The organism is Micromonospora sp. NPDC049559, from assembly GCF_040676675.1.
Classification (GTDB): domain Bacteria; phylum Actinomycetota; class Actinomycetes; order Mycobacteriales; family Micromonosporaceae; genus JBFAPK01.
In genome coordinates this window covers 71,159-89,287 of the sequence record NZ_JBFAPK010000004.1, presented here as the reverse complement: position 1 = coordinate 89,287, position 18,129 = coordinate 71,159, and the positions used below count along the sequence as shown (strand labels likewise).

Here is an 18,129-nt window from a genome sequence, read left to right as displayed (position 1 = left end):
GCCGCCTCCGGCCGTGGGAACGGCGCGAGGCACCTCGGTACCGGTCCGCGGGCCGGGCCTCGTAGCGTGAACGGCATGGACGGTACCGCCGACGCCGATCGGGTGGCCGCCTCGCTCGCGGCGCGGCTGGCCACGCTGACCTTCGTCGACAGGTCGACGGAGGAGGTGACCGCGCTGCTGATCGACACCGTCGCCGACTGGGCCGCCGCGCAGGGGTGGCGGGTCTACCGGCGGGCGGCGAGCGTACTGCCGCTCCCGCCGCCGTACGCGCACCTGCGCTCGGTGCTCGACGTCGCCTGCGCCCGCCCGCAGGGCCCGCCGGTCGTGGTGGAGGTGGACCGGGCCGACCGCCAGCGTTCGGTGGAGAAGCTGCGGGCCGAGATCGAGGCCGGGCGGATCGGGATCTGGCTGCGCTGGGGCAGCCGCGGCTTCACCCCGCCGCCCCCGCCGGTACGGATGGTCACCTGCACGGTGACGACCCGGCGCGGCGGCGCCGGCACGGGCTCGCTGCACAGCCGGCTGCCGGAGGTACGCCGGCCCGCGCCGCGACACACCCTCACCACCGGCGCCGTCGTCGAGGCGCAGGCCGAACTGTTCGGCGGAGGCGCGCCGACACCCGGCGACGAGAGGCCCGGCGACGGGACGCCTAGCGGCGGGGAACGCGGCGGCGAGGAGCCCGGCGACGGGAAGACCGGCGACGACCAGCCCGGCGGCGAGACGCCCCGTGGTGCGGGCGGCCCCGGGGGCGAGTGACCGCATGGCCGGGACCGCCCGGCCGGGACGCGGGCGGGCGCATGGACGGCGCACACGCCGCCGGCCGGAGCGCCCGCGATTCCCGGCGATGGACGGTACCCTCGCCCGAAACGAGCCGGAGGGCGGATGCGGGTGGACGCGGACTATCTGGTGCGACCGATCGGGCGGGTCGAGTCCCCGCTGGTGGACCGGGCGGCGGCGCCGCGACAGGGCGACGAGGGTTCACCGGACGCCTGGCTGGTCTTCGACGGGTCCGTCGAACGGGGCCTGCGCGACCTCGCGGTGGGCAGCGACGTACTCGTGCTGACCTGGCTGGACCGGGCGCGGCGGGACGTGCTCGCGGTACACCCGAGGGGCGAGACCAGCCGGCCGGAGACCGGCGTCTTCAGCACCCGCTCCCCCGACCGGCCCAATCCGATCGGCCTGCATCGGGTGACGATCCTGTCCGTCGAGGGCACGCGGATGCTCGTGCGCGACCTGGAGGCGCTGGACGGCACGCCCGTGCTGGACGTGAAGCCGGTGCTCGACGCCGGTACCGAGCGCTGAGCCGACCCGGCGGCCGGGATCGTCCGTCCCGGCCGCCGGGTACCGGCTACACCCGCGCGGCCTTCTCGTACCGCCGGCGGAGGTCCCGCATGCCCTCCTCGCCGAGGGACTCGTTGACCGCGTCCTCGCGGTACCGCTCGGGGAACAGCTGCTGGACCCGGTCACGGAAGCTGACCGTCTCGGTCGCCTGGGCGACCTGCACCGACGGCGGGTTCGTGGTCAGCCCCACCACCACCGGACCGACCAGCTTCACCGCCCAGTCCCACGGCGTCCCCTGCTCGGCGACGCCGCAGAAGTGGAACGCGTAGACGGTGTCGACGGCGGAGACGGTGGTGGCGTCGGCCGGCTCGAAGCCGAAGACCCGGACCCCGCAGACGACCGTGGGTGCGGGCCCGGGGCTGGCCCCGGCGTGGTGCCCGTGGCCCTGGTGCTGGTCGGGCGGCAGTTGCTCCAGCAGCGCGACCAGCCGGGTGGTGAGCTGGCCGCGCAGGTCCTCGGGGCGGCCGGCGGCGTCTTGCGTACGCAGCAGGACCACGGCGGTGGTCGAGACCGCCAGCAGGACCACGGCGACCCAGACGAACCGGTTGCGCAGCAACGCCGGCAACCCGCGGAAGGTGGTCATCGGTTGCGCTCCGTCCGGCGTACGGTCATCCGAAGGTCACGTCCGAGCAGCCGTAGAAGGTCTCCTGGCTGTCCGAACGGGTCCAGACCGAGTAGATGATGTGCTGGCCGCTCTTGCCCGTGGGCAGCCGCCCGCTCCAGTAGTAGTGCCCGTCGTTGCTGCCGGGACCACCGCTCTGCGGCGGGTTGGTCACCGAGACGAACGGCGTGGTCTCGATGTCGTTCCAGGACAGCGGGCGGGTCGGGCTCCACGTGTTCCTGGTGACGTACAGGTCGAACCGGCCCGGGTGGGCGGCCCAGTTGCTGTACCGGAACTGCACGGTGGCCCCGGAGGTGACGCGGGTGGTCGGGAAGTCGGCGCGCGCGAGGTCGTACCCGCGGAACGTCGAGTTGCCGCCGCTGCAGAGCTGCCCGTCGGGGATGAACCCGCGGGTACGGCCGGCGCCGTCGGAGCGGAGCACGCTGAACCAGTTGTAGAGCGGCGACGTACCGCCGATGTTGGCCGCCGCGATGCAGCCGGGGTTCTTGTTCACGATGTTGCCCTGGGGCGTCAGGCCGTCCTTGTAGCAGAGGTAGGTACGGCTGCCGGGGACCATCAGCGCCCCGTGGGCGTTCGCCCCGGTGGGCGCCAGTACGGTCAGCGCGCCGGCGGCGAGGGCGGCGGCGACGCCGGCCACGGCGAGTTTGCGGAGCAGGTGCACGGTGGTTCCTTCCTGGGATGCGGCTCGGCGTACGGCGCTGGAGGATGACGCCCGTCGACCCGCGAAGGGGGAATGCCCGGTCCGGCCGCCCGATCCGGCGGCCACCGCTGCGCGTGCTCCCGGCTACGCCCTACGGTGCGGTTGCCCCCGCACCGTGGCTCTACCGACCATTGCACCACCTAACGGACAGCCGAGGCAACCACAGAGAATCGAGCTTTATCTATCGAGAGGCCCCGCCCGACCCCACCGGCGGCGCACACGTGCCCGACGGTGGCCGGCGGACGGGGACGGCGGCCGGGCGGCCCGTACGGCGTGAGGTGAGATGCTGGCCGGATGAGGACCTCGCGACGAATGTGGACGCTCTACGAACCGGTGCACGCCGTCGCGCACTTCGCGCCCGAGGCGCGGCAGGCGTACGAGGCGGCCGGGCTGCGCGGCTACTGGCGGGGCTACTTCGCCGGACGGGCGGCCCCGCTCGGGCCGGTCGGGGCCGCGCCGGTGGTCGCGCTCTTCTTCAACTTCGCGCCCGCCATGGTCGCCCGCGCCCTGCCCGACGTCTGGCGGCGGGCGACCCCGGCGGAGACGCTCGCGGCGCGCCTGGCCGGTGCCGCGGACACGCTCGCGCGGCTGACCGCCGGCATCCCGAGCGGCGCGATCGAGGCCGCCGCCGACCTGCTGACCGAGGCGGTCGGCCGCCTCGACCCGGCCGGTCGCGCGCTCGGCGCGGCCAACGCGGCGCTGCCGGTGCCACGGGAGCCGCTGGCCCGGCTCTGGCAGGCCGCCACGACGCTGCGCGAGCACCGCGGGGACGGGCACGTCGCGGCGCTGGTCGCGGCCGGGCTCGGTGGCTGCGAGCCGCTGGTCTGGCGGGCCGCCCGCGACCTCGGCCGCGAGGTCCTGCAGCCCAACCGGGGCTGGTCCGACGGCGAGTGGGACGCCGCCACCGCGCGGCTCGTCGAACGCGGCTGGCTCGACGAGCGGGGGACTCCCACGCCCGTCGGCGTGGCGGCGTACGCGCGGATCGAGGAGTCGACCGACGACGCCGCCGCGGCCGCGTGGACCGGCATCGACCCGGAGCACGCCGCCGCTCTGCTGGCCCCGATCGCCCGCGTCTGCCGGGCCGCGCTGCCCCCGGCCAACCCGATCGGGCTGCCGGCGCCCGACGGCCCGGGGACCGGCGACGGGCCGGACCCGGCCGGGACGGAGATCGCGCCGGGCGGCGCCGGCGGAGACTGAGCACCATCGAGGAGCATGCCGACGCGACACAGAACGGGGGCGGGCGTGACCGGGCGCGGCGGGTGGCGCGAGCGCGACTTCGGCATCTTCTGGCTGGTCCAGACGCTCTCCGTCGCCGGCGACTCCTTCTCGTCCCTGGCGCTGCCGTTGCTCGTGCTGCACATGACGGGTTCGGTCGCGCAGATGGGTCTGCTCACGGCGCTCGCCGGGGCGGCGGCGGTGGTGACCGGGATCTTCGCCGGGGTCCTGGTCGACCGGGTCGACCGGCGCGCCCTGCTGATCACCTGTGATCTGGTCCGGGCCGGCCTGTACGCCCTGGTACCGCTGCTCTGGCTGATCCAGCCGCAGATCTGGCTGCTGTACCTGGTGGTACCGCTCGGCGCCGCGCTCGGCATGATCTTCCAGGTCGGCTACGTCGCCGCGGTACCGAGCCTGGTCCCGGCCGACCGGATCACGGAGGCGAACGGCCGGCTCTCCGCCACATACGCCGTGGCCGGGGTCGTCGGGCCGATCCTCGCCGGGCTGGTCTCCGCCGCGGCCGGCCCGACCACGGCCGTCGCGGTCGACGCGGCGACCTTCGGCGTCTCCGCCCTGGGCCTGGCCCTGGTACGGCTGCGGGTGACGGCACCGCCGATCGCGCCGGACGGCACCACCGAGCAGCGGGGCGCGGCCCGGTACCGCCGGGACCTCCTGGTCGGCATCCGGTTCCTCGTCCGCCACCCGGTGCTGCGGACCCTGACGGTGCTGCTCGCCCTGCTCACCTTCCTGGCGACGGGCCTGACCGACATCTTCACCTACCACCTCAAGCAGGACCTCGGGCGCTCCGACGGCACGGTCGGTTACGTGCTGGCCGTGGCGGCCGTCGGTACGGTCGTCGCCGCCCTGGTCGTGGCGCCCGCCCGCCGCCGGCTCGGCTTCGGCGCCTGCTGGATCGGCGCCAACGTGACCGGCGGGATCGCCGTCGCCGCGGTCGGCGTCGCCACGGACGTACCGGTGGTGGCGGCCCTCGTGGCGACCTACACGTTCGCGGCCGGGGCGGCCGGGATCTGCTCGATGTCGCTGCGGCAGCAGGTGACTCCGGACCACCTGCTGGGCCGGGTCACCTCGGCGTTCTGGACCGTGCACTCCGCGCTCGGGCCGCTCGGCGCCGCCACGCTCACCGCGGCGACGGCCCGGTACGGCTCCGCCGCCACCTGCCTCGTCGCGGGCGTGGCGTCCGTGCTGATAGCCATGGTCGGCGTGCTGACCCCGATCCGGCAGGCCCGCCCGGAACTGTCTCCGGTGACCGCGTAGGGAACGTGTCACAGAGCCACCGGCGGGCATGGGCGACGCCGGACGGCGGGCGCGGCCCGTCGGGGACGGGCCGCGCCGTGGGAGAACCGTGCCGCGTCAGCTGACGACGCAGGTCGCCCCGTTCAACTGGGCCGAGGCGGGCCGGGTGTTGGTGCCGGTGTAGCTGGCCTGGAAGCCGAAGGTCACGCTGCCGTTGGTGGGTATGTTCGCGTTGTAGGCCACGTTGCGGGCGGTGACGGCGGCGCCCTGCTGGCTCACCTGGGCGTTCCACGCGTTGGTGACCCGCTGGTCGCCCGGGAACTGCCAGGTCAGCGTCCAGCCGTTCAACGCCGGGCCGCGGTTGGTGATCGTCACGTTGGCGGTGAAGCCGCCCGACCACTGGTTGACCTGCCAGGTCACGAAGCACGAGACCGGCGGCGGCGTGTCGGTCAGCGGCGGCGTGCTCGGCGGTGTCGTCGGGGGCCGGGTGGTGGGGGTGCCGGTCGGGGTGCCGGTGGGCGGGGTGGTCGTCGCCCCGACGGGCGGGAAGCGCAGGATCCGGTCGTCGTTGGCGGCCGGCGTGCCCCGACCGTCCCGGTTGCTGGTGGTGACCCAGAGCGTGTTGTCGGGTGCCACCGCGACCGTGCGGAGCCGACCGTACGCGCCGGCGAGCTGGGCGACCGGCGTGCCGGCGCCGCCGCTGCCGTCCAGCGGTACCGTCCAGAGCCGGGTACCGCGCAGCGCCGCGACGAAGAGCCGGTTCCCCGCGATGGCCGCGCCGCTCGGCGACGCCTCGGCGGTGCTCCAGGTGACGATCGGGTTGCGGAAGCGCGGGTCGTTGCCGCGTCCCTCCACCGTCGGCCAGCCGTAGTTGCCGCCGGGGACGATCTGGTTGACCTCGTCCCAGGTGTTCTGCCCGAACTCGCTGGCGTAGAGCCGGCCCTGGCCGTCCCAGGCGAGTCCCTGCACGTTGCGGTGGCCGAGGCTGTAGACCAGGGAGCCGGCGGTGGGGTTGTCGGCCGGGACGCCGCCGTCCGGACGCAGTCGCAGGATCTTGCCGTTGCGGCTCTGCGGGTCCTGGGCGTTCGCGGTCACGCCGGCGTCGCCGACCCCGGCGTAGAGCATGCCGTCGGGGCCGAACGCGATCCGCCCGCCGTCGTGGAAGTTGGCCCGGGCGAGCCCGGTGAGGATCGGCTCCTGGGTCTGCGGGGAGGCCAGCCGGAACCGCACGATCCGGTTGTCGCTGCTGGAGGTGTAGTAGGCGTAGACGTAGCTGTCCTGGGCGTACGTCGGGGAGACGGCCAGCCCGAGCAGCCCCGCCTCGCCACCGGGCGCCACGCCGGAGAGCTGCGCGACCTGCTGCGGCGCCTGCCCGGGGCGTACCCGCAGCACGCGGGCGCTGTCGCGCTCGGCGACCAGCGCGCTCCCGTCGGGCAGGAACGCCAGGCCCCACGGGGTCGCCAGCCCGGTGGCGACCACCTCCGGCCGGGTGAAATCGAAGTCCCCGGCCGCGAGCGTGCCCGGGGCGCCCGGTCCGGCCGTGGTCGCCGCCGCGGCCAGCCCTCCCGCCCCGAGGCTCGCGGCGAGGGCGACGCCGACGACGGCGGTACGACTTCTCATGCCACTTCCTCCCTCCACTGCAGTGATGTTCGTCAATTTATCATCGCCGGGTGGGTACCGCCGGTCAGCACCCACCCGGGGACCGGCCAGAACCGTTGCCTACCGTGGTCAGCACTATGAACGGAAACCTCGGCAGCTCCCACCTGCCCCTGCGCGACCTCGTCACCCAAGATCTGCGGAGGCGCATCCTCGTCGGTGAGTTCGTCCCGGGCGAGCGGCTCGTCGAGGACCGCCTCGCCGAACTACTCGGCGTCTCCCGCAACCCGGTCCGCGAGGCGATCCGCGTCCTGTCGGCCGAGGGCTTCGTCGAGGTGACCCCGCGTCGCGGGGCCGCGGTGAGCCGGCTCTCGGCCGAGGAGGCCGAGGAGCTGTTCGACGTACGGATGGCGCTGGAGGGACTCGCCGCCCGGCTGGCGGCCCGGAAGCAGTCCCCCGCCGCGATCCAGAAACTGCGCGACCTGCTGGCCCGGTCCCGCGCCGCGGTGGAGGGTGGCGACCTGCTCACGGTGGCGGACCTGAACACCGAGTTCCACACGGCCGTCGCCGAGGCGGCGGGCAACGCGTACCTGAACCTCGTCGCGGGACCGATGCTGCGCCGGGCCCAGTGGGTCTTCCTGCAGACCGCCGGGGCGCGCGCACCGCACTCGTGGACCGAGCACGTCGGCCTGCTCGTCGCAATCACGGACGGTGACGAGTCCGCCGCCGAGCAGCACGCCGTGGCGCATGTGGAGGCGGCCCGCCGTTCGTACCTCTCGGCGTTGTCGCCGGAAATGATCATCGATTGAGCAGCTCCAGCCGTGATCACGATTAAGAAACTTTCGTGACCCCGCCCCAAGTTTTGGATACAGTCTCCCGGCGAGCGGGTCCGACGATGTTACTCGCTGTAGCAGATCCCCCACTGTGGACGAGAGAGACTCCCAAGGAGTGCACTTGATGCGTACCCGGAAGTTCATCGCGGTACTCGCCATGACGGTGCCGATCGCCCTCGCCGGCTGCTCCTCCGGCTCCGGCGGCGCATCGCCTTCCATCGCCCCGCCGGCCGGCGCGACCTTCGACGCCCGCCCGGTCAAGGCCGGCGGCACGATCAACGTGGCCCTCTCCCAGGACCCGGACGCGCTGGACCCCACCACCGCCAACACCTTCGTCGGCCGCGAGGTCTTCGCGAGCATCTGCGAGAAGCTCTACGACATCGACGAGAACCTGAAGATCGTGCCGCAGCTGGCCGCGGCGGCACCCGAGGTCAGCGCGGACGGCAAGACCGTCACGATCAAGCTGCGCACCGGCGTGCTCTTCAACGACGGCACGCCGATGGACGCCACGGCGGTCAAGAAGACCCTCGACCGGAACCGGACCAAGGCGGACTCGGCCCGCAGGAGCGAGCTCGGCGCGGTGAGCGACGTCGCGGTCGTCGACCCGAGCACGGTACGACTGACCCTGTCCCGGCCGTTCGCGCCGCTGGCCGCGCAGCTCGCGGACCGCGCGGGCATGATCATGTCGCCGGCCGCGCTCGCCGCCGAGGGCGACAACTTCGGCGCCAAGCCGGTCTGCGTCGGCCCGTTCTCGTTCGTCAGCCGCACCTCGGGTAGCGAGATCGTGGTGCAGAAGTCGGACAAGTACTACAACAAGGACCAGGTCAAGCTCGACAAGATCGTTTACAAGATCATCACCGACTCGAACGTCCGCGCCGCCAACCTGCGCTCCGGCGACCTGCAGGTGGCCGAGCGGCTGGCCACCAACGACGTACCGGCCTTCCAGGCCGACAGCAAGTTCAAGCTGCTGGTGGGTGGCGGCCTCAGCTACCAGGGCATCACGCTCAACGCCTTCAACGTGGCCGGCACCGACAAGGCGCCGGGCACCGTCAATACGCCACTGGGAAAGAGCGTCCAGCTCCGGGAGGCCTTCGAACTCTCCCTCGACCGCGACACGATCAACAAGGTCGTCTTCAACGGACTGTACGAGGCGGACTGCAACCCGCTGCCCATGAACAGCCCGTACCGCGACCCGGCCGCGACCTGCACCAAGCGTGACGTGGCGAAGGCCAAGCAGCTCGTCGCCGCGTCCGGGGTGCCCACCCCGATCCCGGTGACCCTGCTGATCACCGCCGCGCCGGTCAACCAGCGCCTCGGCGAGGTCGTCCAGGGCATGGCCAAGGAGGCCGGGTTCGACGTCAAACTGCAGCCGACCGAGTTCGTCACCTCGCTCGACCAGGCCAAGTCCGGCAAGTTCGACGCCATCCAGGTCGGCTGGTCCGGCCGGGTCGACCCGGACGGCAACGTCAACGACCTCATCACCACCGGCGGCTCGAACAACTACAGCGGCCTGCACGATCCGCGGATCGACGACGCGATCCACCAGGCGGCGGCCACCACCGACGACACCAAGCGCCGGGAGCTGTACACCACGGCGATCAAGGCGCAGCAGGAACAGCACTGCGTGATCTACCTCTACCACGAGCGCTACTTCCTCGGCACCGCCGGCGACATCGCCGGAATCCGGTACTACGCCGACGGCATCCCGCGCTTCGCCACCGCCGGATTCGCGGCCTGACGATGGGTTGGTTCGTCCTTCGCCGTACCGGGGCCGCCCTGATCGTGGCCCTGATCGCCAGCGTGCTGGTGTTCTTCGGCGTACGCGCTCTCCCCGGCGACCCCGCGGTCGTCCTCGCCGGGGAGGGCGCCACCCCGGAACTCCTCGCCCAGATCCGCCACCAGTACGGACTGGACCGGCCCCTGCCGGTGCAGTACGTCGACTACCTCCGCCAGGTGCTCAGCGGCGATTTCGGGCGGTCCACCCAGGACAGGCTGCCGGTCAGCCAGATCCTGCTGGAGCGGCTGCCCATCACGCTCGAACTCGCCCTGCTGGCGATGCTGGTGGCGATCGTCATCGGCGTCGGGGCCGGCATCGTCGCCGCGATCCGTCGAGGCCGCGCCGCCGACTACGTGGCGACGGGATTCGGGCTGATCGGCCTCTCCGTACCGCACTTCTGGCTCGGGCTGCTGGCGGTGCTCTTCTTCGCCGTCCAGCTCAAGATCCTGCCCGCGTCGGGGTACGTGCCGTTCAGCGAGGACCCGGGCGAGAACCTGCGCCGCATGATCCTGCCGGCGCTGGTGCTCGGCACCGGCTTCGCGGCGGTGCTGATGCGGCAGACCCGTTCGGCGATGCTCGGCCAGCTCGCCAGCGACTACGTACGCACCGCCCGGTCCAAGGGACTCTCCGGCGCCCGGGTGGTCGGCGTGCACGCGCTGCGCAACAGCCTGACCACCGTGGTCACCGTACTCGGGCTGCAGCTCGGGGCGCTGATCAGCGGCGCGGTGGTCACCGAGCAGATCTTCGTCATCCCGGGCTTCGGCAAGCTCACCATCGACGCCGTGCTCACCCGCAACTACCCGGTGATCCAGGCGGTCGTGCTGGTCACGGTCATCGGATACATCGTGGTCAACCTGCTGGTGGACGTCACCTACGGCCTGCTCAACCCGAGGGTGCGACTCTCCGGAGCGCGACATGGCTGACACCAACGAGATAGCCGACGTCGACGAGTTGGCGGAGGGCAGCGAACGCGGTGCGCCCGCGCCGGCCTCCACGCTCGTACCCGGCAACGTGACCGCCCCCGGCCCCGCGACGGGCGCCGGTCGGGCCGACCGACGGCGGCGGATGTGGCGCCGGCTACGGCGCCGCAGGCTGGCGATGCTCGGCCTGGTCCTCGTCGTGGCGTTCCTGCTGCTGGCGCTCGTGGTCCCGGTCTTCCTCGGCGACCCCGAGAAGCAGGACTTCCTCGCGGCGTTCCAGCCGGCGTCCGGGTCGCATCCGCTCGGCACCGACGACCAGGGGCGGGACCTGCTCGCGCGGGTCGCCGCCGGTGCCCGGGTCTCGCTGGCCGCCGGGGTGCTCTCCACCGCGTTCGCCATGCTGGTCGGCGTCCCCATCGGCCTCGTCGCCGGCTTCTACCGGCGCTGGCTGGACCCGGTGGTGATGCGGCTGGTCGACGTCCTGCTGGCCTTCCCGTTCCTCGTCTTCGCGGTCGGCCTGGCGGCGATCCTCGGGCCGTCGCTGCGCAACGTGGTGGTCGCGCTCGCCGTCTCGCAGATCCCGGGCATCATCCGGATCACCCGGGGCGAGGTGCTGGCCATCCGGGAACTGGACTTCGTCTCGGCCGCCGTCGCCGACGGCGCCGGTGACCTGTCCATCCTCTTCCGGTACGTCCTCCCCAACGCCACCAGCGCGCTCATCGTGCAGGCGACCGTGGCGATCCCGGCGGGAATTCTCGGCGAGGCCACGCTCTCGTTCCTCGGGCTGGGAGTGCGACCGCCGGCGCCGTCCTGGGGCGGGATGTTGACCACTGCCCAGCAGTTCTTCACGCAGGCACCCTGGCTGGCGATCTGGCCCGGTGTGATGATCGCGCTCGCCACGCTCGGGTTCAACCTGCTCGGCGACGGGCTGCGCGACGTGCTCGACCCGAGGAGTGGCCGATGAGCCTGCTGGAAGTCACGGATCTGGCGGTCAGCTTCGACACCGAGGACGGCGAGGTCCGCGCGGTCAAGCAGATCTCCCTCGCCGTCGAACGCGGCGAGATTCTGGCGCTGTGCGGTGAGTCCGGCTGCGGCAAGTCGGTCACCGCCATGTCGATCCCCCGGTTGCTGCCGCCGGAGACGACCCGGATCTCCGGTTCGATCCGGCTCGACGGTCGGGAGCTGACCGCGCTCTCCGAACGGGAGATCCAGGCCATCCGGGGACGGGACGTCTCGGTCGTCTTCCAGGAGCCGATGACCTCGCTGAACCCGGCGTACTCGGTGGGTTTCCAGATCGTGGAGGTGCTGCGCCGGCACGAGAGGATGTCCCGGCGGGCCGCCCGGGACCGCGCGGTCGAACTGCTCCGGCTGGTCGGCATCGCCGCTCCCGAACGGCGGGTACGGGAGTATCCGCACCAGCTCTCCGGCGGGATGCGGCAGCGGGTGATGATCGCCATGGCGGTCGCCTGCTCGCCGAAGGTACTCATCGCCGACGAGCCCACCACCGCGCTCGACGTCACCATCCAGGCCGGTGTGCTGGACGTCTTCCGGAACCTGCGGGACCGGTTGGGCACCGCGATCATCCTCATCACGCACGACCTCGGCGTCGTGGCCGACATCGCCGACCAGGTGGTGGTGATGTACGCCGGGCGCGCCGTGGAACGTGCCCCGGTCGGCGAGCTCTTCGCCGCGCCGCGGCATCCGTACACCAGGGGGCTGCTCGGGGCGCTGCCGGCCGCCGCGTCGGTCGGCGCCGACGGCCGGCGCCGGCTCGCCGAGATCCCGGGTCTGGTGCCCGCGCCCTACTCCGATCCCGACGAGTGCGCCTTCCGGCCACGCTGCCCGCGCGCCCAGTCGGACTGCGCCAGCCGGCGGCCCGTACTCTCGCCGGCCGGCCCTGATCACGTCGTCGCGTGCCTGCATCCGGAGGAGGTCGGGTGAGCGAGTTCGTCCTTGAGGTGACCGACCTGGTCAAGCATTACCACACCGGGGGCCGGCAGGTGGTGCGCGCGGTGGACGGCGTGTCGCTGGCCATCCGCCCGGGCGAGGTGCTCGGCCTGGTCGGCGAGTCCGGCAGCGGCAAGTCCACCGTGGGCAAGTGCGTGCTTCGGCTGACCGACCCGACGGCCGGCACGGTACGCGTCGACGGCCGGGACATCACCGCGCTGTCCCGGCGGGCGATGCGCCCGGTACGCCGCGACGTGCACATGGTCTTCCAGGACCCGTTCTCGTCGCTGAACCCGCGGATGACCATCGGGCAGATCGTCGGCGAGCCGCTGCGCCACCACCGGCTGGCCAGCGGACGGGACGCGAAGGAACAGGTCGCCACGATGCTGGACCGGGTCGGCCTCCGCCCGGAACTCGCCCAGCGCTACCCGCACGAGCTCTCCGGGGGCCAGCGCCAGCGGGTGGGGCTCGCCCGGTCCCTGATCCTGCGGCCGAAGCTGATCGTCGCCGACGAGCCGGTCAGCGCGCTGGACGTCTCGGTGCAGGCCTCCGTCCTCAACCTGATCGCCGACCTGCAACAGGACATGGGCTTCTCCTGCCTGTTCATCACGCACGACCTGTCGGTGGTGGAGTTCCTCGCCGACCGGATCGCGGTGATGTACCTCGGCCGGATCGTGGAGACCGGGCCACGGGAGCGGATCTTCGCCGACCCGCGCCACCCGTACACTCAGGCGCTGCTGTCGGCCGCGCCGCTGCCCGACCCCGTCCGGCAGCGGGAACGGCGCCGCGTGGTGCTCAGCGGTGACCCGCCGAGCCCGACGCACCCGCCGGCCGGCTGCCACTTCCAGACCCGCTGCCCGGTCGCCGTCGACCGCTGCCGGTCCGAACCACCCGCCCTGCTCGGTACCGACCACCTGACCGCGTGTCACCTGGTCACCGCCGAGGGCGACGCACCGCTGCTCACGAAAGGAACCTGAGTGTTCACCACCCGGCCCCAGCTCTCCGGCGACTTCGGCATGGTCGCCAGCACCCACTGGCTGGCCTCGGCCGCCGGCATGAGCGTGCTCGAACGCGGCGGCAACGCGTTCGACGCCGCGGCCGCCGCCGGCTTCGTACTGCAGGTGGTGGAGCCCCACCTCAACGGCCCCGGCGGCGAGGTGCCGATCCTGCTGTGGAGCGAGTCCGAGCAGCGCGTGCACGTCGTCAACGGGCAGGGCGTCGCGCCGGCCGCCGCGACCACGGAACGCTTCGCCGAACTGGGCCTGAACACGGTGCCCGGCACCGGGCTGCTCGCCGCGACCGTGCCGGGCGCGTTCGGCGGCTGGCTGCGGCTGCTCCAGCAGTGGGGCACCTGGCCCCTCGCCGACGTGCTGGAGTACGCGATCGGCTACGCCGAGCGCGGCTTCCCGGTGCTGCCGCAGATCGCCACCACCATCGCCACCGTCGCGCCGATGTTCCAGGCCGACTGGTCCACCTCGGCGGCGACCTGGCTGCCCGGCGGCACCCCACCGCCGGCCGGCGCCCGGCTGCGGCAGCCCGGGGTGGCCGCCACCTACCGGCGCATCGTCGCCGAGGCGCAGGCCCGCTCCGGCGACCGCGACGCGCAGCTCGACGCGGCCCGCGACAGCTGGTACTCCGGCTTCGTCGCCGAACAGATCGCCGAGTTCTCCGCCGGTACCGCCTGGCGCGACAGCTCCGGGCGGCCGCACGGGGGCCTGCTCACCGGCGACGACCTCGCCGGCTGGGCAGCCACGGTGGAGGAGTCGACCAGCTTCGACTATCACGGCCACACGGTCCACAAGACCGGCCCGTGGGGACAGGGTCCGGTCTTCCTGCAGCAGCTCGCCCTGCTCGCCGGGGTCGACCTGGGCGCGGCCGGACACCTCTCGGCCGACTGGGTGCACACCATCGTCGAGTCCGGCAAGCTCGCCTTCGCCGACCGGGAGGCGTGGTACGGCGACCCGCGCCACTACGACGTACCGCTGGCCACGCTCCTCTCCCCCGAGTACAACGCGGCGCGCCGGGAACTCGTCGGCGCGCAGGCCAGCCGCGAGCTGCGCCCCGGCAGCCCGGACGGGCGGCGGCCGGTGCTCCCCGACCCGGTGGCCGGCGGCGGTCCCGCCGAGGTGGCTGCCGGCGGTACGGGCGAGCCGACGGTACGCACCGACGGCAGCACCCGCGGCGACACCTGCCACGTCGACGTGGTGGACCGCTGGGGCAACATGGTCTCGGCCACCCCGAGCGGCGGCTGGTTGCAGAGCTCGCCGACCATCCCCGGGCTCGGCTTCTGCCTCGGTACCCGGGCGCAGATGTTCTGGGTGCAGCCCGGCCTGCCCGCCTCGATCCGGCCGGGCGCGCGCCCGCGTACCACGCTCTCCCCGTCGCTCGCGCTGCGCGACGGGCGGCCCTGGCTGGCCTTCGGTACGCCCGGCGGCGACCAGCAGGACCAGTGGAGCCTGCACTTCTTCCTCTCCGTGGTGCACGCCGAACCGAACCTGCAGGCGGCGATCGACGCGCCGGCCTTCCACTCGGCACACTTCCCGAGCTCGTTCTACCCGCGCGAGTCCCGCCCGGGGGTACTGCTGCTCGAGGAGCGCTTCGACCCGGCGGTCGTGGCCGAGCTGCGTCGCCGCGGGCACGAGGTGGAGCTGGCCGGCGACTGGGCCCTCGGCCGGCTCTCGGCGGTCGCCCGGGACGGCGAGGTGCTGCTGGCGGCGGCGAACCCGCGCGGCGCGCAGGGATACGCGGTCGGCCGGTAGATGGACCTCGCAAGTCTCCCCCTGCTCCTCGGGGCGGGGGTGGCCGCCGGCGCGGTCAACGCCATCGCGGGAGGTGGCTCCCTGCTCTCGTTTCCCGCCCTGGTCGCGGCCGGCTATCCCAGCCTCACCGCGAACGTCACCAACACCGTGGCGCTCTGGCCCGGGTACGTCGGCGGGGTCGTCGGCTTCCGCGCCGACCTGGACGGTCAGGGGCCGCGTACCGCCCGCTACTCGGTGACCGCCGCGGTCGGCGCGGCCCTCGGCTGTCTGCTGCTGGCGGTCACCCCCGGCGACCTCTTCGACGCGGTGGTGCCGCTGCTGATCCTGCTCGCCTGCGGCCTGCTCGGCGCGCAGCCGTGGGTGAGCCGGGCCGTGCGCCGGCTGACCGAGCGGCCCGGCCCCGGGGCCCGTGGGTCCGGCCCGCGACCGGCCACCTCCGGCCCGGACGGTCTGCACGGCCCGGACGGTCTGCACGGCCCGGACGGTCTGCACGGCCGGGACGGCTCGGACCGCTCGGGCCCGGAGGGGTCGGTGGACTGGGACGCCGAGTTCGAGCTCGTACCGGCCGGTGGCGGTGCGGCCACCACGACCGCGGCCCGGCCCCGGCCGGTACGCGACGCCCGGACCGAGCTGTCCGGAACGCTGCTGCACGGCGGGATGTTCCTGGGCGGGGTCTACGGCGCGTACTTCGGCGCCGGGCTCGGCGTGCTGCTGCTCGGCATCCTCGGGGTGCTGCTACCCGAGCGGCTCAACCGGATCAACGCGCTGCGCAGCGTCCTCTCGCTGGTCGTCAACACGGTCGCGCTGCTGGCGTTCGCGCTGTTCAGCCCGGTGCAGTGGACGGTGGTGGCGGTGATGGCCCCGGCCAGCCTGCTCGGCGGCGTACTCGGCGCGCGGGTCGCCCGCCGGTTGCCGGCGAACGTGCTGCGTACCGTCGTGGTCGCCTTCGGGGCCGCGGTCGCCCTCGTGCTCGCCCTGCGCTGACCGCGCGGTCCCGGTCCTTCGCGCCGACGATCACGGCGGAGAGCGCCGCGGCGGACCCGCACGCCGATCCAGGGTGGACCCGCGCGCCGTCCTTCGGTGGGCGACTCGGATACGGGCCGGGCAACGCTACCGGTTACACGGCTTACGCCGGTAGCCGGGCGGCGCGCCGGCGGGCGGTGAGCCGGCGCGCCTTGGCGTGCGCGCCGCAGTCGGCCATGGCGCACCAGCGCCGGGAGCCGTTGCGGCTGGAGTCGAGGAAGAGCCACCCGCAGCCGCCCTCGTCGAGCGGGCAGGTGCGCAGCCGGCCCAGGTCGACGGTGCGCAGCAGTTCGACGGCGGCGTACGCCAGCCGGTCCGGTACGAGCAGCGCGGGCGCGGTGCCGACGCGCAGCCGGACCGCGCCGGCGCCGGTCGGGTCGAGCAGCAGCTCGCTGCGCGCCGCCGCCGCGGCCCAGCGCAGGGCCAGCCGCTCCAGCGCCGGCTCCGGCTGCGGGGCGCCCGGCACGCCCTGCCGCGCCAGCAGCACCCGGTACGTCGCCTCGCGGACGTCCACGGCGGCGCGCAGGGCCTGCTCGGCACCGTCCGGCGCGCCCCGCCACGCCCGCGCGACCGCGTCCGCCTCGGTCGCGTCGACGATCCCGGCGCGCTCGGCCCAGGCGATCAGCTCGTCCGGCCCGGCGAGGTACTCGTGCCGGTCGGCGTCGTCCGGCCGGCGCGGCGCGACCGTGTTGACCAGGTCCAGGGCCGGGTGCCCGCCGACCAGACGCAACTCCGGGTTGCCTGACGCATCCATGGATGCAAAGCTACCATCAAAATCCGAATAGCTGGAATCAAGGATGGACGTCAGCATGACCACCCCACTCCAGTCGCCACCCGTCGCCCCCGCCCGAGCCAACGCCGCGCTCGTGGTCCTCGGCGTCGCCACGTTCAGCTACGTGACCGTCGAGGTCCTGCCGATCGGGCTGCTCACCGTGATCGCCGCCGACCTCGGCCGCACCGAGTCGCAGGTCGGCCTGCTCGTCACCGGCTACGCCGCCGTCGTCGTGCTCGCCTCGCTCCCGCTGACCCGGCTCACCTACCGGCTGCCCCGCCGCCGGCTGCTCGCCGCCACCTTCGGCGTCCTCGCGGCGGCGACCCTGGTCTCGGCGCTCGCGCCGAGCTATCCGGTCCTGATGGCCTCCCGGCTGGTCGTCGCGGCGTCGCAGGCGCTGTTCTGGTCGGTGGCCCCGCCGACGGTCACCGGCCTCTTCCCGCCGGCGGTACGGGGACGCGTGGTCGCCCGCCTGGCGATCGGCACCGCCCTCGCCCCGGTACTGGGCATCCCGGCCGGCACCTGGCTCGGACAGCAGGCGGGGTGGCGCACCTCCTTCGCCGTGCTGGCCGGCATCGGCGCGCTGCTCTGCGCGGCGGTCGCCGTACTGCTGCCGGAGCGGGCGGCCACCGACGGGGGTCTCGCCACCGGGTCCACCCCGGACCGACGCGGGTACGCCGTCCTCGTCGCCGGCACCGCCATCGGGGTCACCGGCTTCCTGACCTTCAACACCTACGTCACGCCGTTCCTGCTCGACGTCGGCGGGTTCGCCCCGACCGCGCTCGGGCCGCTGCTGCTCGTCTCCGGCGTCGGCGCGCTCGCCGGCACCCTCGCCGTCGGCACCGTGCTCGACCGGCGGCCGCGCGCCGCGCTGATGACGCCGCTGGTGCTGCTCACCGGCGCGCTGCTGGGCCTCTACGCCCTCGGCTGGCTGCGTCCGGTCGCCGTCGCCGTGCTCGCCGTCTGCGGGCTCTCCTTCAGCGCCCTGGCCGTCGCCGTGCAGAACCGCACCCTGCAGATCGCCCCGGGCAGCCTCGACCTCGCCTCGGCCGGGGTCAGCTCCGCCTTCAACGTCGGCATCGCGGCCGGTGCCCTGCTCGGCGGCGCGCTCGTCGACCAGCTCGGCATCCGCAGCGTGGCGCTGGCCGGCGGGGTGCTCACCGCGCTCGCCCTGGCCATCCTGCTGGCCGAGCCCTGGCTGCCGCGCCGCCTCGCGGCGCTGCGGCCGGCCACCGGAGCGGCGACCCCGCCGGACGCACAGCCGGTCGGATGAGAACGCGCGAGCCGGCCGCCGGTCCGGCCGGGTGGCCTCCGACGCGCCGCCGTAATTTTCGGTCCTGGTCCGATAATTCGAGGTGATGTGCCGCACGCGG

The 18,129-nt window shown here is 73.8% G+C and carries 16 protein-coding genes and 1 pseudogene; 13 read left to right on the top strand and 4 right to left on the bottom strand.

Annotated features, from left to right (window positions below; all coding sequences use genetic code 11):
- Positions 1-75: 75 nt before the first annotated feature.
- Both AB0J86_RS07675 and tsaA read left to right on the top strand, forming a co-directional pair.
- Positions 76-753 carry a hypothetical protein gene (locus AB0J86_RS07675; protein WP_363854119.1) on the top strand — a complete coding sequence of 226 codons (678 nt, stop codon included), beginning with the start codon at positions 76-78 and terminating at the stop codon, positions 751-753.
- Positions 754-879: 126 nt separating this feature from the next.
- Positions 880-1,299 (top strand): tRNA (N6-threonylcarbamoyladenosine(37)-N6)-methyltransferase TrmO, encoded by a 420-nt coding sequence (gene tsaA / locus AB0J86_RS07670; protein ID WP_363854116.1) that lies wholly within the window; start codon positions 880-882, stop codon positions 1,297-1,299.
- A 46-nt stretch (positions 1,300-1,345) separates the two neighbouring features.
- Here tsaA and AB0J86_RS07665 read toward each other — a convergent pair whose 3' ends face one another.
- Positions 1,346-1,921: a hypothetical protein gene (locus AB0J86_RS07665; RefSeq protein WP_363854113.1), complete on the bottom strand. Its 576-nt coding sequence runs from the start codon at positions 1,919-1,921 to the stop codon at positions 1,346-1,348.
- Between the two features lie 31 nt (positions 1,922-1,952).
- Positions 1,953-2,597 (bottom strand): annotated as a pseudogene (locus AB0J86_RS07660) (lytic polysaccharide monooxygenase); the annotation flags it as partial.
- A gap of 357 nt (positions 2,598-2,954) precedes the next feature.
- Here AB0J86_RS07660 and AB0J86_RS07655 point away from each other — a divergent pair.
- Positions 2,955-3,857, top strand: coding sequence for a hypothetical protein (locus tag AB0J86_RS07655; protein ID WP_363854110.1), 903 nt, complete (start codon positions 2,955-2,957; stop codon positions 3,855-3,857).
- Between the two features lie 15 nt (positions 3,858-3,872).
- Positions 3,873-5,150, top strand: a complete 1,278-nt coding sequence (locus AB0J86_RS07650; protein ID WP_363854107.1) for an MFS transporter — start codon at positions 3,873-3,875, stop codon at positions 5,148-5,150.
- 96 nt (positions 5,151-5,246) lie between these two features.
- Here AB0J86_RS07650 and AB0J86_RS07645 read toward each other — a convergent pair whose 3' ends face one another.
- On the bottom strand, positions 5,247-6,749 hold the full coding sequence (locus AB0J86_RS07645) for a PQQ-dependent sugar dehydrogenase (RefSeq protein ID WP_363854104.1): 1,503 nt from the start codon (positions 6,747-6,749) through the stop codon (positions 5,247-5,249).
- Between the two features lie 116 nt (positions 6,750-6,865).
- On the opposite strand from AB0J86_RS07645, the gene AB0J86_RS07640 reads away from it, so the two are divergent.
- From AB0J86_RS07640 to AB0J86_RS07605, 8 genes are all read left to right on the top strand, one after another.
- Complete coding sequence (locus AB0J86_RS07640) at positions 6,866-7,534, top strand: GntR family transcriptional regulator (RefSeq protein ID WP_363854101.1); 669 nt, start codon at positions 6,866-6,868, stop codon at positions 7,532-7,534.
- Between the two features lie 148 nt (positions 7,535-7,682).
- Complete coding sequence (locus tag AB0J86_RS07635) at positions 7,683-9,296, top strand: ABC transporter substrate-binding protein (RefSeq protein ID WP_363854098.1); 1,614 nt, start codon at positions 7,683-7,685, stop codon at positions 9,294-9,296.
- A gap of 2 nt (positions 9,297-9,298) precedes the next feature.
- Complete coding sequence (locus AB0J86_RS07630) at positions 9,299-10,258, top strand: ABC transporter permease (protein ID WP_363854095.1); 960 nt, start codon at positions 9,299-9,301, stop codon at positions 10,256-10,258.
- A complete protein-coding gene (locus AB0J86_RS07625) occupies positions 10,251-11,219 on the top strand; it encodes an ABC transporter permease (RefSeq protein WP_363854092.1) in 969 nt (322 codons plus the stop codon). The genes AB0J86_RS07630 and AB0J86_RS07625 overlap by 8 nt, the downstream gene beginning before the upstream one ends.
- Positions 11,216-12,196, top strand: a complete 981-nt coding sequence (locus tag AB0J86_RS07620) for an ABC transporter ATP-binding protein (protein ID WP_363854089.1) — start codon at positions 11,216-11,218, stop codon at positions 12,194-12,196. The genes AB0J86_RS07625 and AB0J86_RS07620 overlap by 4 nt, the downstream gene beginning before the upstream one ends.
- Entirely contained in the window at positions 12,193-13,179 is a 987-nt protein-coding gene (locus tag AB0J86_RS07615; protein WP_363854087.1) for an oligopeptide/dipeptide ABC transporter ATP-binding protein, read from the top strand. Before AB0J86_RS07620 ends, AB0J86_RS07615 begins: the two co-directional genes overlap by 4 nt.
- Positions 13,180-14,961 (top strand): gamma-glutamyltransferase family protein, encoded by a 1,782-nt coding sequence (locus tag AB0J86_RS07610; protein ID WP_363854084.1) that lies wholly within the window; start codon positions 13,180-13,182, stop codon positions 14,959-14,961.
- Positions 14,962-15,945 carry a TSUP family transporter gene (locus AB0J86_RS07605; RefSeq protein WP_363854081.1) on the top strand — a complete coding sequence of 328 codons (984 nt, stop codon included), beginning with the start codon at positions 14,962-14,964 and terminating at the stop codon, positions 15,943-15,945.
- A gap of 142 nt (positions 15,946-16,087) precedes the next feature.
- Here AB0J86_RS07605 and AB0J86_RS07600 read toward each other — a convergent pair whose 3' ends face one another.
- A complete protein-coding gene (locus AB0J86_RS07600) occupies positions 16,088-16,738 on the bottom strand; it encodes a CGNR zinc finger domain-containing protein (RefSeq protein ID WP_363854078.1) in 651 nt (216 codons plus the stop codon).
- A gap of 55 nt (positions 16,739-16,793) precedes the next feature.
- Between AB0J86_RS07600 and AB0J86_RS07595 the strand changes: the two genes are divergently transcribed.
- A complete protein-coding gene (locus tag AB0J86_RS07595) occupies positions 16,794-18,029 on the top strand; it encodes an MFS transporter (RefSeq protein WP_363854075.1) in 1,236 nt (411 codons plus the stop codon).
- Positions 18,030-18,129 lie beyond the last annotated feature (100 nt).

Bases quoted from the DNA above. Each gene is read 5' to 3' on its own strand.
- AB0J86_RS07675 (WP_363854119.1), top strand. From the start codon at position 76: ATGGACGGTACCGCCGACGCCGATCGGGTGGCCGCCTCGCTCGCGGCG.
- AB0J86_RS07665 (WP_363854113.1), bottom strand. From the start codon at position 1,921: ATGACCACCTTCCGCGGGTTGCCGGCGTTGCTGCGCAACCGGTTCGTC.
- AB0J86_RS07605 (WP_363854081.1), top strand. From the start codon at position 14,962: ATGGACCTCGCAAGTCTCCCCCTGCTCCTCGGGGCGGGGGTGGCCGCC.
- AB0J86_RS07650 (WP_363854107.1), top strand. From the start codon at position 3,873: ATGCCGACGCGACACAGAACGGGGGCGGGCGTGACCGGGCGCGGCGGG.
- AB0J86_RS07630 (WP_363854095.1), top strand. From the start codon at position 9,299: ATGGGTTGGTTCGTCCTTCGCCGTACCGGGGCCGCCCTGATCGTGGCC.
- AB0J86_RS07625 (WP_363854092.1), top strand. From the start codon at position 10,251: ATGGCTGACACCAACGAGATAGCCGACGTCGACGAGTTGGCGGAGGGC.
- AB0J86_RS07640 (WP_363854101.1), top strand. From the start codon at position 6,866: ATGAACGGAAACCTCGGCAGCTCCCACCTGCCCCTGCGCGACCTCGTC.
- AB0J86_RS07600 (WP_363854078.1), bottom strand. From the start codon at position 16,738: ATGGATGCGTCAGGCAACCCGGAGTTGCGTCTGGTCGGCGGGCACCCG.
- AB0J86_RS07655 (WP_363854110.1), top strand. From the start codon at position 2,955: ATGAGGACCTCGCGACGAATGTGGACGCTCTACGAACCGGTGCACGCC.
- tsaA (WP_363854116.1), top strand. From the start codon at position 880: ATGCGGGTGGACGCGGACTATCTGGTGCGACCGATCGGGCGGGTCGAG.
- AB0J86_RS07620 (WP_363854089.1), top strand. From the start codon at position 11,216: ATGAGCCTGCTGGAAGTCACGGATCTGGCGGTCAGCTTCGACACCGAG.
- AB0J86_RS07645 (WP_363854104.1), bottom strand. From the start codon at position 6,749: ATGAGAAGTCGTACCGCCGTCGTCGGCGTCGCCCTCGCCGCGAGCCTC.
- AB0J86_RS07595 (WP_363854075.1), top strand. From the start codon at position 16,794: ATGACCACCCCACTCCAGTCGCCACCCGTCGCCCCCGCCCGAGCCAAC.
- AB0J86_RS07635 (WP_363854098.1), top strand. From the start codon at position 7,683: ATGCGTACCCGGAAGTTCATCGCGGTACTCGCCATGACGGTGCCGATC.